Origin of the sequence: Methanolobus sp., from assembly GCF_016278385.1 — an archaeon.
Lineage (GTDB): Archaea > Halobacteriota > Methanosarcinia > Methanosarcinales > Methanosarcinaceae > Methanolobus.
Window position 1 is genome coordinate 25,298 of the sequence record NZ_JADQBY010000019.1, and the last position, 14,602, is coordinate 39,899.

General features: G+C 34.0%; 12 protein-coding genes. All 12 read left to right on the forward strand.

All coding sequences use genetic code 11. From position 1 onward, the window contains the following. Positions 1-48 precede the first annotated feature (48 nt). The 12 genes from QZZ23_RS08320 (at position 49) to QZZ23_RS08375 (ending at position 14,600) form a co-directional block, all read left to right on the forward strand. A complete protein-coding gene (locus tag QZZ23_RS08320; RefSeq protein ID WP_292468794.1) occupies positions 49-924 on the forward strand; it encodes an SDR family oxidoreductase in 876 nt (291 codons plus the stop codon). After that, complete coding sequence (locus QZZ23_RS08325; protein ID WP_292468796.1) at positions 921-2,009, forward strand: N-acetylneuraminate synthase family protein; 1,089 nt, start codon at positions 921-923, stop codon at positions 2,007-2,009. Before QZZ23_RS08320 ends, QZZ23_RS08325 begins: the two co-directional genes overlap by 4 nt. Then, entirely contained in the window at positions 2,003-2,527 is a 525-nt protein-coding gene (locus QZZ23_RS08330; RefSeq protein WP_292468797.1) for a GNAT family protein, read from the forward strand. The genes QZZ23_RS08325 and QZZ23_RS08330 overlap by 7 nt, the downstream gene beginning before the upstream one ends. A 442-nt stretch (positions 2,528-2,969) precedes the next feature. Then, a complete protein-coding gene (locus tag QZZ23_RS08335) occupies positions 2,970-3,836 on the forward strand; it encodes an aldo/keto reductase (protein WP_292468801.1) in 867 nt (288 codons plus the stop codon). 3 nt (positions 3,837-3,839) lie between these two features. Next, entirely contained in the window at positions 3,840-4,583 is a 744-nt protein-coding gene (locus QZZ23_RS08340; protein WP_292468803.1) for a glycosyltransferase family protein, read from the forward strand. Between the two features lies 1 nt (position 4,584). After that, entirely contained in the window at positions 4,585-5,760 is a 1,176-nt protein-coding gene (locus QZZ23_RS08345; RefSeq protein ID WP_292468806.1) for a DegT/DnrJ/EryC1/StrS aminotransferase family protein, read from the forward strand. An 83-nt stretch (positions 5,761-5,843) separates the two neighbouring features. Further along, positions 5,844-7,772 (forward strand): hypothetical protein, encoded by a 1,929-nt coding sequence (locus QZZ23_RS08350; RefSeq protein ID WP_292468808.1) that lies wholly within the window; start codon positions 5,844-5,846, stop codon positions 7,770-7,772. Between the two features lie 63 nt (positions 7,773-7,835). Continuing rightward, positions 7,836-9,260: a flippase gene (locus QZZ23_RS08355; RefSeq protein WP_292468810.1), complete on the forward strand. Its 1,425-nt coding sequence runs from the start codon at positions 7,836-7,838 to the stop codon at positions 9,258-9,260. Positions 9,261-9,392: 132 nt separating this feature from the next. Beyond that, on the forward strand, positions 9,393-11,516 hold the full coding sequence (locus QZZ23_RS08360; protein WP_292468812.1) for a methyltransferase domain-containing protein: 2,124 nt from the start codon (positions 9,393-9,395) through the stop codon (positions 11,514-11,516). Between the two features lie 53 nt (positions 11,517-11,569). Then, a complete protein-coding gene (locus tag QZZ23_RS08365; RefSeq protein ID WP_292468815.1) occupies positions 11,570-12,973 on the forward strand; it encodes a radical SAM protein in 1,404 nt (467 codons plus the stop codon). A gap of 56 nt (positions 12,974-13,029) precedes the next feature. Beyond that, entirely contained in the window at positions 13,030-14,163 is a 1,134-nt protein-coding gene (gene rfbG / locus QZZ23_RS08370; protein WP_292468818.1) for a CDP-glucose 4,6-dehydratase, read from the forward strand. Continuing rightward, positions 14,145-14,600, forward strand: a complete 456-nt coding sequence (locus QZZ23_RS08375) for a dTDP-4-dehydrorhamnose 3,5-epimerase family protein (protein ID WP_292468820.1) — start codon at positions 14,145-14,147, stop codon at positions 14,598-14,600. Before rfbG ends, QZZ23_RS08375 begins: the two co-directional genes overlap by 19 nt. Positions 14,601-14,602 lie beyond the last annotated feature (2 nt).

The window sequence follows — 14,602 nt, forward strand, 5'->3', positions numbered from 1 at the left end:
CGGAGTATCATCTTGTATGAAAGTTTGTAGCTAAGATTTTGGTGTGTTATGAGAGTTTTGTTAACTGGATCGACTGGCATGCTTGGACAGTCACTTATGAATGAAATAAAAACACGAGGTTTTGAGGTTACAGGAATTGCTCGCAACGGTGCTGATGTATCGTGCGATATTTCGAATGATGAAGAATTGGAAAGTATAATCTCATCAATTAATCCTCATATTTTAATTAATTGTGCTGCAATTGTTAATTTGACCAAATGTGAAGATAATCCCGGTCATGCATATTTGGTAAATTCACGTCCTTCTTCAATTATGTCGGAGATTTCCAGAAAAGCCGGAATCTATTTTGTTCAGATTTCAACAGATCATTATTACACAGGGGATTGCCATAAAAAACATTCAGAAAACCATCCTGTTCATCTAATGAATGAATATGCAAGAACTAAATATGCAGCAGAGGTATTTGCATTGACCAATCCCAATTCTTTAGTAGTACGTACCAATGTTGTAGGTTTTCGTCATGATTTGAAAGCACCAACATTTTTAGAATGGGTCATACAAAATCTTCAAAAAAAATCTGTCATGACACTTTTTGATGATTACTATACATCAAGTATTCATGTTAATCAATTTTCTACTGCACTGATGGATATCATTGAAACACGCTTCTGTGGGGTATTGAATTTAGCAAGCCGGGATGTTTTCAGCAAAAAAGAGTTCATATGTGCTCTTTCTGACAGAATGGCTTACTCATTGGATAATACTGTAATAGGTAGTGTTTTTGATATAGGAGGCACACCAAGAGCAGAGAGCATTGGTTTAGATGTGACTAAAGCAGAACAAATCCTTGGGTATGAGTTACCAACATTAGATGAAGTAATCACAAGTATTATTAAAGAATATGATGAGGGTTTAAATAAATGATGTATGATAGTCAGATACATATCAATGGAAGAGAGATTTCTATAGGTTCGCCTGCTTATTTCATTGCTGATATTGCCTCTAATCATGATGGGTATATAGAACGTGCTAAAGAGTTAATCTGGCTTGCTAAAGATGCTGGTGCAGACGCAGTCAAATTTCAACATTTCAAGGCAAACAGTATTGTAAGTGATTATGGTTTTAAACATCTTACTGCTAAAATGAGTCATCAGTCTTCATGGGAAAAGTCAGTTTTTGAGGTCTATGAGCAGTGTGAATGCAATCGTGACTGGACTCAAGAGTTGTCAAAAACTGCAAAAGACGCAAAGATTGATTTTATGACAACACCTTATGATTACGAGGCGGTTGAGTTACTTGCTCCGTTCATTCCGGCTTATAAGATTGGTTCGGGTGATATTACCTGGATTGATTTCATTGAAACGGTAGCAAAAAAAAATAAACCATTGATACTTGCAACTGGTGCATCAAATATGGATGACGTTGAACGTGCGGTAGATAGTGTTTTACGATATAATAGTCAACTTGTGCTATTACAATGCAATACTAATTATACCGGAAGCAAGGATAATTTCAAATACACCAATCTGAAAGTACTTGAGACATTTGCGATTAGATATCCTAATATGGTACTTGGTCTATCTGATCACACGCCGCTTCATGCCGCAGTTTTAGGGGCAATAGCATTAGGTGCAAGAGTTATCGAAAAGCATTTCACAGATGATAATGAGCGTGCTGGGCCTGATCATGCATTTTCGATGAATCCATGCACGTGGAGAGAAATGATCGATCGGAGCCGTGAACTGGAAATGGCTTTAGGTAATGGAATAAAGCGCATTGAGTCAAATGAAAAAGATACTTCGGTTGTTCAACGCCGTTGCTTACGTTTTATTCGTGACAAGGCGACAGGTGAAAGAATAAGTAAAGATGACCTTGTGTCTCTTCGTCCGGCACCCACAGGCTCTCTGGAGCCTTATATGGTACGTAAGGTTGTGGGTAAGACATTAGCCGTTCCAAAATCAAAGGGAGATGCAATTTTGATTGGAGATATTGTGGAGGAGATATGTTAAAGGGTAATTATGTTGGTCTTCGAGCTATTGAGTGCTCTGATTTGCCGAAGTTGATGTCTTTTCGTAATAGGCCAGAATATCGCCGTTTTTTTCGTGAGTATCGTGAGCTGAATAGTGAAACTCAAAAAAACTGGTACGAAAATGTAGTTATGAATGATTCCAGAACAATAATGTTTGCCATTATTGATCTTAAAGATGACCGACTTCTTGGAGCATGTGGTTTATGTTACATAGATTGGATTAATAGAAATGCTGATTTTTCAATTTATATAGGGGAAGATAACTTATATATCGATGATAAGTTTGCTCCAGATGCCGGCACAGTTATGATTAATTATGGTTTTGATGAACTTGGTCTACACAGATTATGGGCTGAGATATACAGTTTTGATGAACCGAAAAAAGCTTTCTTTGCAAAACTGGGTTTCAAACTTGATGGTATTCATCGTGAAACGCATTGGTCTGAAGGCAAGTGGTATGATTCATTGTTCTACAGTTTACTTGATAGTGAACTTTAAATGTGTATCATAGATTTTGCTCTGTATAATTGCTCATTTGAATAATTACGATAATCTTAATATACTTATTAAGGTTATGCAGTAATTATTTTAATTTGACTTATTTTGGTTGTTTCCAGTGCTTCTTGATCATGATTTCTAAATTTTTTAAATATAAGTATCGTTTCTATCAGATTTCTGTTATTATAAAATCCTTTGTCAAATATACATAACATTTTTCTGCGTTACTCTTTTGAGATTTTTTCTTTTTGTTTGTTTCAGATTTTTGTTCATTTCTAAATTATCGCTTTAGAATAAAATTAACAGTAGTTTCTACCACAGCCAAAAAGACATTATATTTCAACGTGGTATATAGATAGGATATATTATATATTAAATCCGAGGGCATGGAAATAGTAACTAAATCAGTACGTTGCACATAAAACAATGTAGTAGAGGAAGTATGTTAATTAGCAAAATAACATTGGGTACAGCTCAATTTGGAATGGACTATGGGATTAATAATCAAAGAGGAAAAATCCCAAAGAACGAAATATTTCAAATAATGGATACTTGTGTGAGTATAGGAATAAAATCTTTCGACACTGCTCGTAACTATGGAGATAGTGAATCCCTCCTCGGAACATATATAAAGACCTCATCTCATGATATAGACATCTTTTCAAAACTACCAGAGTGCAATCCAAACGAAGTTGATAAAATAGTTCATCAAAGTCTAAAAAACTTAAATATTGACACAATATATGGTTACTACATACACAGCTTTAAGAGTTTTATTGACAACCCCCAAATATGGGGAGAACTTGAAAAGCTCAAAGCTATTGGGAAAATTCAAAAAATTGGTTTTTCTCTTTATTACCCAGAAGAACTGGATAAACTAATTCATAATAATGTTTTATTTGATGTAGTGCAAATTCCGTTTAATGTGTTAGACCAGCGTTTCGAAAGATATTTTAGTATTCTAAAAAAAAAAGGAATAGAAATATCAGTTCGCTCTGTCTTTTTACAAGGATTATTGTTCAAAAGACCTTCTGACCTATCTCCTAGTTTTTTGAAAATACAAAGTAAATTATCGGATATTCAAAATTTAGCAAAAGAGAATGATATTCCTCTTGAAGCATTATTTTTTAATTTTGCGACCAATAATCAATATATTGATCATGTTGTCGTTGGTGTTGACAATTTACAAAACTTAAAAGATATTGTGGGTTCATTGAAATATTCACAACAAACCAGAAGTTTACAAAAATGTCTTGAGAGTTTTAGAGAAGATGATGAGAATATAATTTTACCTTTCAATTGGAAGTAAAAAATGAATAAAGTTGCGATTATCCAAGCACGTATGGGATCAACAAGGCTTCCTGGGAAAGTTATGAAGTTATTGTCAGGTAAACCTATGTTAGAGCATATTGTCAAAAGACTGCAAACAGTAGAGGCGATAGATCAGATTGTAATAGCAACTACATTAAAATCAGAGGATAATGTTATTTGTGACTTTGCAAAAAGACATAGTATTGAGTATTATAGAGGGAAATCAGTCGATGTATTAGACCGATATTATCAAGCTGCAGTGATGCATGATGCAGACGTTATAATTCGCATTACTGCTGATGATCCTTTAAAAGATTCACATATCATAAATGAAATCCTGCATGAATATATGGATAATTACGAAAAATACGATTATGTCAGCAACACCATAGTTCCAACTTATCCCATAGGAATTGATGTCGAAGTTTTTTCATTCAATGCACTTAGGAAAGCATGGATGGAAGCAGAAGGAACTTTTTACCGTGAGCATGTTACTCCATATATATGGACTAACACTCATCTATTCAATATAAAAAATGTTGAATATACAGGCCATAACCTTTCAGCTTTGAGATGGACTGTGGATACACAAAATGATTTTGAATTTGCAGAAGCCATATATAGTTATTTGTACAAAGAACATGAAATTTTTTTTATGGAAGATATTATTCAACTACTTGATAAATATCCTGAAATACAAACTATTAACAAATATGTTTCTCAGAAAAAATGGGATGTGTTATAATATGAGTGAAAAATTATGGCGTGTTGGCCAAAGAGAATTAGATTACATTAAAGAAGCATTAGATTTGGGTTTGACTGGGGTCATGAATCAAAAACTTGAATATGAGTTTGCAAAAAAAATGGGTGTGAAATATGCGGTTGGTGTTAATTCTGGAACATCTGCTCTTCATTCATGCCTTGCAGCAATGGGAATTGGACAAGGGGATGAAGTGATAGTTCCTCCTTTAACATTTGCATCGACTGCATTTTCAGTTTTGTATCTTGGTGGAGTTCCAGTTTTTGCAGACATTGATCCTGATACATTTAATATTAGCCATGAAGATATTGCACGCAAAATAACTTCAAGAACTAAAGCTATAATCCCGGTCTCTCTTTACGGATTATCTGCTGAGATGGATCCAATAATGGAAATAGCAGATACGTATGATATTTTTGTACTAGAAGATTGTGCACAATGTTTTTTAGGGAAATACAAAGGTAAAACTGCTGGAACAATTGGTCACATGGGAATTTTTAGTTTTGAGAGATCAAAACATATGACAACCGGAAACGGTGGAATGCTGATTACCAACGATGCAGAACTGGCAGAAAAAGCACGAAAATTTAGTATCCTTGGATATTCGACACTAAAGGCAGGAGCTTACGAAACGAAACCACCAAAAGATATTATTCAAGATCCAAACTTTGAAAGGCATCTGTTCGTTTCTCCAAACTACCGGCTACCTGAAGTTTGTGCAGCGATGGCTTTAGCCCAACTAGAGCAACTTGATATGTTTGTAGATCGTAGAATTAAAATTGCAAAAATATATTCCAATGTTTTAAGCGAATGTGAATGGTTGCACTCACAAAAAACACCAGAATATACAGTCAATACTTATTTCACATATGCTATGAAATTAGATTCTCAAAAAGCTAATGTATCATGGGAGCAATTCCGGAAAGAATACTTGGAAATAGGTGGCGATCCATATTATGCAGCTTGGAAATTGACATATACAGAGCCCGCTATTCAAGGTATGAAATTTGAAAATGGAATTGAGTACAAACCTGGATTATGTCCAATTGCTGAAAAAATACAACCACAGATAATTCAGTTAAAAACAAATTATGAAAGTTTGGATTATGCGAAAAAACAGGCCGAAATAATTAGCCAAACAATTGATAAAATCGAAAAATGATGACTTATAAAGTTCAACGGATCGGAACAGGTGCAACACCCAAATTCTAAATTTTTATTATCTCTAAGCCATGGAGCAAAGACTTGAAAAAAATCGTGTTGTTAGAGACTTCAGAGCAGGTAGTAGATTGGTTCTCACAAAGCCAACGTTTTATTGGCACAACAATCATAATTGCACTTTCACCTGATGCGATGTATGAGCTTGAAAAAAACGATGTTGAGTTTAAAGTTTTTGAAGACTATTACAAACCGGTGGAATTATATCGTGAGCAAATTTTGAATTATAGCAAAGTTGAAAATCTTTGCCAATACCTTGATAAGCGTATAGTGGAGTGTTGCCGTAAGGTTGGATCTTATTCTATTCAGCCTGCCATGTTTTCAATTCGATATATTTTGACAACTTATGCAGTAATATCAACAAGGATGTTTCAAATATCTAAACTAATATCTATAGAAAAACCAGAAGAGATTATCTATTATGATACTTTAAAATATCCGTTTGGATTTAACAAATCAGCGCCTTTCATTTCGTTTGACAACCGTGAATCAGTCTATTCCAATTTATTATCACATATAAATTGGGGAATTGTTACCAAAAAAATGGCAATGATAGGGGATGGACAAGTACTAATTTCTTTAAATGATGAAAAATTTAGGACTATTAATTTCCCGTCACATTTTAAAAAATGGCTTTTAAATCATCCTATGTGCTACAGTTGTTTATTAAATATTCAAAAAAATAGTTTTAATAATATGTGGGCTGTATTAAAACAAATCATACCAACTGCAAGAAAACCAGTCCTATTATATGGGGCTGGTTATAGCTGGGATGACTCAATTAGCTATCTGCTTAAAAATAACATAACTCCAATATACAGGACTTTGGAGGATTCTGATGTGTTCAATCAGATGTCCATTCAAAAATCAGAAATACTCGATGAATTGTGGTGCGATCTTGTGGAAGATCCAAAATTTAGGTTCTTCTTCACATGCAATGGTTTTGATTTTTTCCCTATTGTAGAAAGCCGATTTAAATTCTTAGTATTGAATTTGATTCCTCTTTGTTTAATAATAACAAAACAAACTATAGAAAGGATTAAAAAACAAAAAATAAAAGCAGTAATTGCATCAACACTTGCAACTCCAATTGCAAATTCAGTTGCATGTGCAGCTCATACCTGCAATATACCCGTAGTAACATGGCAACATGGGGGGTATGGTGCGATGAGAAACCATCCGTTTATAACATACTTAGATTTGCTTAATTCAGATAAACATCTTGTATTTGGAGAAGGAGTCAAGGATAGCTTGGTCACTGAAGCTATTAGGTTCCAAACAGAAGTAAGAGTAGTCGGATCAATGTCTCTTGAAATGCAAATCAAAGAACATTCATTTGATTTTTCAGTGCAAGAAAAAGTAATTCTATATGCAACTGATTTGTACCTTAATAACAGTCAATATATTTCAACCGATCCTCCATTTTCAGATGTCATGCTGTGGCAAACACAGAAGCAAATAATTAACCTTTTGTCGACTTATAAAGATTATACTATATTGCTCAAATTACATCCATCCCAAAAGCGAAATGAATCACTTATTGCAAAATATATAACAGATAATGATTTTGAAAACTTTAAAATCATAGGGCTTGAACAAAGTTTTACAGAACTACTCAAAGTTACGAATGCAATTATTCTTGATAGACCATTTACAACAATATTGCAAGCTCTTGTTACTAATAAGCCAGTATTTGCATTTACAGGTCTTGTTTATTATAGTGAAACAGCACAACAATTTCTTTCAAAACGTGCTATTTGTCAACAGGATATCAGTATCTTTTTATTTGAACTGAATGCGTATTTATCTGAGAATAAATATTCTCCCGATTTAAACAACAATGAGTTTTTGGTCCATTATGGTCATTCTTTAAAAAAGAACTCTGGAGAGAGTGCTGTAGAAAATTTGCTTGAAATAATCGCGGAATTTGAAACAAAAGATAATGAATTCAATTAAAATTCTACTGGTATATATATGAATCGTATTTATTATAAAATCAGACGCATTTTTTCTGATATAATGAAGGTAGGTGCTGTAAAAAGGCAAAGTTTAATTACTTTTATTTGGCAAATAATGTTTACAGTTGTTGGGTTTGTAAGTACTATGTACATTGCCCAGACAGTAGGACCTGCAATCCTTGGGGTGTATTTCTTATTTTTATCATATAATGGTATTTTTGAGCTTATTGCGGATGGAGGTTTTGGTAGTGCTGCTGTAAAAAGAATAAGTGAAAATGAAGAGCCTAATGCTTATTTTAGTGCCTATTTTATAATTCGATTGATATTTACAATAATTGTTCTAATTGGCTTATTGGTATTTAAGGAGTATTTTGTAGATTTAAATAATGCTGGAATGTTTAACTGGTTACTTCTTTCAGTAATTGTTTCTATTTTTGGAGGAATTGTATCAAATGGTGTTGCAGGATCTGGTAAAATAGGGGTGAGAATGACCTGTGCATCAATAGGTAACATTTCCAAAATAATACTACAGGTAATAGCTATTTTTTTGGGATATGAAGCAGCAGGATTGATTGGCGGAACCATTGCTGGAACTTTTATAGCAGCATTAATCGAATATAAATTTCTGAAATTGCATTTTGCTAAATTCACTAAGAAACACATTAAAAGTTTGTTGCAATTTTCATTTTGGATATTTTTATCGTCTGGAGGGCTGCTTGTGTTCTCACAGTCTGATGTTATTTTAATAGGTTATTTTATGGGTAATGCTGATATTGGTGTTTATCGAGTTGCTTTGCAGTTTACAACTATCGCCACATTTTCATCTTATGCTCTAAGAACAACTTTATGGCCAAAAGTCAGTAGATGGGCAAAAAACAATGAAATGAATGTTGTTGAAATATCACTTTCCAATGCATTAACTTATTCTTTAATATTAGCAATTCCTGCGTTTGTTGGTGGTGTATTGTTAGGAAAAGATTTGCTTAGTAATTTTTATGGAACTGATTTTGCAGATGGTTATTCTGTATTGATTATTTTATTAGGGGTACAGGTAATTACAATATTTCAATATTTTTTCACGATGTACCTTGATGCCCTTGATATGCCAAAAGAATCTTTCAAAGTTACGTCGATAGCAGTTTTTGTAAACATAATGTTGAATGTATTTCTAATTCCTGTTTACGGAATAAATGGTGCAGCAATTGCAACATTTGTCACCATGGCAGGTAATTCAATATTGTCATACATGATACTTTCTAAACATATCAATATAAAACTTCAATTAGAGTGTCTAATGCATATGGTAATGGCATCGTTTATTATGAGTATAGTGATTTTTATTTTTATAGCATTTGTACCAATAACTAACATCATTACATCTTTGCTAGCTGTGTTTGTCGGAGGAGTTGTATATGTCTATTCCATTTTGAAAATGGATCGTCAAATCCAAAAAGATTTTGAAAATATCGTTAGGTACTTTGGATAAATATTATCAGACCAATTCATTGTTAGAAAGATGTATAATATATTAGGATTCAATTTCATCTTTTATTTTTATTCGATAACTATATATTTATGTAACACTTCGAAACATCATTAAATAGATATCAGCTCTTTAATGGGAGAATCTAATTTGAATATTAGTAAAATTGATGATTTAATTTGTCCTTTTTGTCATAATAAATTGATATTGAATGATAATTTACTTGAGTGTTCAAAATGTAAAAAAGAGTACAAAATAATTGATGGAATTCCTTCTTTTAATCAAAAAAATGAATACTGGTGCAATGTTGAAAAAGATAAAATGGATTATTTGAATAAAAAGTCCAGAGAGACTGGGGATTGGTTATCAGTTGCTAAAGAAGTGATTCCAGAGTACCTAGGTCACATTGAACCTTTTGATAGGGCTGATGCTCAGTATATTTGGCCAATATCAGCAAATGCTCGGATACTTGATGCAGGCAGTATGTGGGGTGGGGTCACCCTTCCAGTTGCTCAACATTGTGGGGAAATCTATGCAGTTGATAAAACGATTGAAACGCTAACATTTTTGAAGATACGTGCTGAACAAATGGGTTTTAAAAATGTTCATACAGTAGTTTCCCCTCTTCAAAACCTCCCATTTCCTGATGATTTTTTTGATTTAGTTGTTTTAAATGGTGTGTTGGAATGGGTTGCTTTTGATCAACCTGTTGTTTTAGTGAATCACTGGGGAAAAAAGCGAGATGATACTTCTCCTCAATATTCTAAAAATCCAAGGCAAATGCAGGTAGATGTATTAAGTGAACTAAGGCGTATAATTAAACCAGGTGGGCATATTTTTGTGGCTATTGAGAATAGTATTGGTTATCAATATCTTGCAGGTTTACCTGATGATCACGTTAATCTGAAATATGTTTCATTTTTACCACGCTTTATGGCTAACATCATTACAAAAAAGAAATTGAATTGTGATTACAGAACATATACATATTCTCTCTCAGGATATAAATCATTATTAAAAGATGGTGGATACAATGACCTTGTATTTTATGGTGCTTTTCCACATTATATATCCCCATCTGAAATTATTCCTATAAAATTAATAAAAGACTGGAAAAAGCAGGTTTTACCTCTTGAAAGTCCTCTTGCACCGTCTTACGCAAAGATTCTAGCTCGTATTTTCCCGGCAAATCTTTTGAAAAGCTTATCTCCAAGTTTCATGATAATTGGTAAAAAGGGTGAATCAGAAGTACCAGAAGAACCTAGGATAATCAGATTAATTAAAAAAATAGGTCTAATTGATGAAGATGAGTTTAATATTGATGTAATAAAAGTAGCAGGTCGAAAAGGTAATTTTCATTCTGTAAATATGTTAATTAACATTCATAGTTCCGATACAAAATATTTTTGTAAAATTTGCAGAAATGAAAAATATGCTGATATTTTGTTGAATGAAGCAAGAAATTTGGAAAAAGCCAATTCTCTCCTTGAAGGAACAGAGATTAGTTCCAACATCCCAAATTTGCTATATTCAGGTGAAGTTGAAGGTATAACAATCGAGGTTATGACTTTCATTGAAGGCTATTATACGGATATTGGTAGCCATACAAGTTTAGATTCAAGTAACTTAAAAAAGCTTGATGTTGATATCCGAAATTCTATTGAATTCTTGGTAAAATATCAAAAATCTACTCATGTAAAAGATGTGGACATGCATACGCATCTTTCATCCCTTCTTGATGAGTATGTTGGTATCCTTGATAAAAACGGGGATTTGCCATCGGAAATTAGTCTGAAAATTGACGATTTGAGAAACGAAATTCTTTCTTTAGGTGCGGTTTTGATTCCACTTTGTGCAGTTCATGGAGATTTTGATTTTTATCACAATATTCTTTTTTCTGATGAGGGTGTAAATGCCATAGATTTTGAGCATTTTGAATTAGAAGGGTTGCCATTTTTGGATCTTGCAACTCTTATATTCAATCCAATACTTATGAACGACTCGTTCAATAACAGTGATATGGACCTTATGGATTTCATGGATAAACACAACATTAGTTCTTATGTTACTGATTGGCTACGTTTATATTCAAAGTTGTCTGGTATCGATATAGAAGTAGTTAATTTATTTGTCAGACTTGCTTCTTTAGAACAGAAAACAAAAATTTATCCTTATTTCAGGAATCCATTTTCATTTCCAATGTACAAAAACAAAAATTTTCTGCAGCTCTTATCACTAAAGTTTGACTCCAAGGAATAATGATGAATCACAAAATATCTCGCTGTCTTCTTTTTGCCCCTCCAGTAGTCACAATGAAGAACAGGATCGATGTCAATCCCCTACCTCCTATGGGTCTTGGCTACATTGCCTCAGTAATGGAAAATCTGGGGATCGATGTGAAAATAGTAGATTGTATGATGGAAGGTTGGCACACCCGTAAAGACATTGGTGGCGGTTTGATAAAGATTGGTATTTCTGATGAGGAAATACGCACTATCATTTCTGAATTCCAACCAGATATGGTATGCGTAAACAATCAATTTTCAAAACAGTATAAAAACGCTCATAAAATATATGAAATCACAAAGTCTGTTGATAACAGCATATTAACTCAGGCAGGAGGTGCGCATCCTACAGTTATGCCTGAATTCTGTTTAGAAGACCCAAATCTTGATTTTGTTGTTATTGGGGAAGGTGAAATAGTCATTGAAAAACTCATTAAAGTTCTGGAGGCATCTTCTCTGGATTTGAGTGGTATAGATGGCCTGGGCTACAAAAAAGAAGGACAGATATTTGTCAATGCAAAGACTTCCTATATCGAAAATCTTGACAGTATTTCCTATCCTGCTTATCACTTGATGAATCTTCAAAATTACTTTGGACAGGACATGTCTCATGGAAAAAGACATCATAAAAGATTCAGTCCTATTATTACTTCTCGCGGTTGTCCTGCAAAATGCACATTCTGCACAGCATACAAGGTATGGGGCAGAAAATATCGCTACCGTTCTCCGGAGAATGTTATCGGAGAAATGAAGCTATTAAAGGAAAATTATGGTATTGAGGAACTTCTTATAGAAGATGATAACTTCACTGCAAATCCCCAAAGAGCGGAAAAGATTTGTGATTTGATGGTAAAGAATAATTTCGACTTTAAGTGGGATACTCCTAATGGGGTTGCTGCATTTGCTCTTACTGATCAACTTCTCCGCAAAATGCAAAAGGCTGGGTGCTACAAAATAAATATAGCAGTGGAAAGTGGAAATCAGAACACTTTAAATAATATTATAAAGAAACCATTGAATCTATCCAAGGTCGAACATATAATTGATGTTTGCAGGGAGATCAAACTTGATTTCGGCGTATTTCTAATAATGGGAATGCCTGGCGACACATTGGATGGAATGTGGGATAACTACAGATTTGCTCGTAAAATAAAAGTATTTGATCCCTTTATCTCAGTGGCAACGCCTTATCCGGGAAGTGAACTTTATGATGTATGCAACGAAAAAGGATATCTTTCAGATAATTTTTCATTAGAAGACCTTTTTATTCGTAGTTTTCCAATTTCCACAGAAGACTGGACACCACGTGAAATTAAAAGACTGATGTTAAGAGGCTACCTCTATCTGAAATTCTATCAACTTTTGGATAATCCCATATTATTTGGAAAATTATTTGTCAACCGACTTTCCCAGATTTTGCGCCGAAAATAATTATAGACATATGGGAATGATACTTATTAATATAAATACATCTATAAAAGTGGCATATGGTGGAAATCGAAACATTGAATGACAATATTTGTTTTCTTGACACCTATCGTAACAAGAAGGTGCTAGTAACAGGAAACACAGGATTTAAAGGTTCGTGGTTATGTGTATGGCTTTCAATCCTTGGTGCGAAAATATCTGGAATTTCAAATGGAATTCCTACTTCTCCTTCTCACTTTGAAAGTCTGCAATTGAAATCAGAAATAGATTGCTACGATGAAGATGTTCGTGACCTTTGCAAAGTCAAAGAAGTAATTGATAAGTTTAAACCGGATTTCATATTTCATCTGGCAGCTCAGCCCTTGGTACGGGAATCTTATTCTGATCCCGTTACCACGATTGAAACTAATGTAATGGGAACAATGAACGTTCTTGAAGCTCTGCGCCAAGCAAATCATAAATGTACTGCTATTATGATAACCAGTGACAAATGTTATGATAATGTTGAGTGGCTATGGGGTTACAGAGAAACGGATCACCTTGGTGGTAAGGATCCATATAGTGCTTCTAAAGGCGCAGCAGAATTGATTATAAAAACATATTCTGATTCCTTTTTTGATAAAGATGAAAGTAATGTAAAAGTGGCTTCTGTACGAGCAGGCAATGTTATTGGTGGTGGTGACTGGGCGAAAGATCGTATTGTTCCTGATTGTATTAGGTCATGGTCTTCAGACAGAGTTGTTGAGATTAGAAGTCCTAATGCAACAAGGCCATGGCAGCATGTACTTGAGCCATTGAGTGGTTATCTATTATTGGGTCAGATACTAGCAAATGATCGTGATTTGAACGGTGAGCCTTTCAATTTTGGTCCGAATGCCAATCAGAATTTTACAGTTAAAGAACTGGTTAGCAGGATGCAAAGATACTGGTCAGGAACAAAAGTCAACTATGCAGAAAATTCTGATAGATCTAAAAAAGAATCCGGTCTGTTAAAACTCTGTTGCGATAAAGCATTGCATCAGTTGGGATGGCAGCCAACTCTCACATTTGATGAAACTGCACGCTTTACAGTCGAATGGTATCGGAACTTTTATTCCGAAAAAAAAGATGTATATGAGATGAGTTCTAAACAGGTAGAAGAATATATCCAAAAGGCATCTGAAAGGGGTCAGATATGGGTGAATTCATGCTAGAAGGTGTGAAACTCGCTCCTTTGAAAATCATCACTGGAGATCAAGGTAATGTAATGCATGCTATGAAGTGTACAGACCTTGAGTTCTCTGGTTTTGGAGAAGTTTATTTCTCTACTGTTAAGAAAGGTTCAGTGAAGGCATGGAAGTGCCATAAAAAAATGACGCTTAATCTTGTTGTTCCATGTGGCAGGATCAAATTTGTTCTATGGGACAATCGCAAGGATTCCTCAACATATTCTCGTTTCTACGAGATTGTTTTATCACCTGATAATTATCAAAGATTAACAATACCTCCACTAGTGTGGATGGGTTTTCAAGGCATGGATGAAGGATTGAATATACTTATGAACCTTGCTAATATTCCTCATGATCCTGATGAGGCAGAAAGGCTGGAAATTAATAATGACAAAATAAATTACAAGTGGGATGATCTGTAACA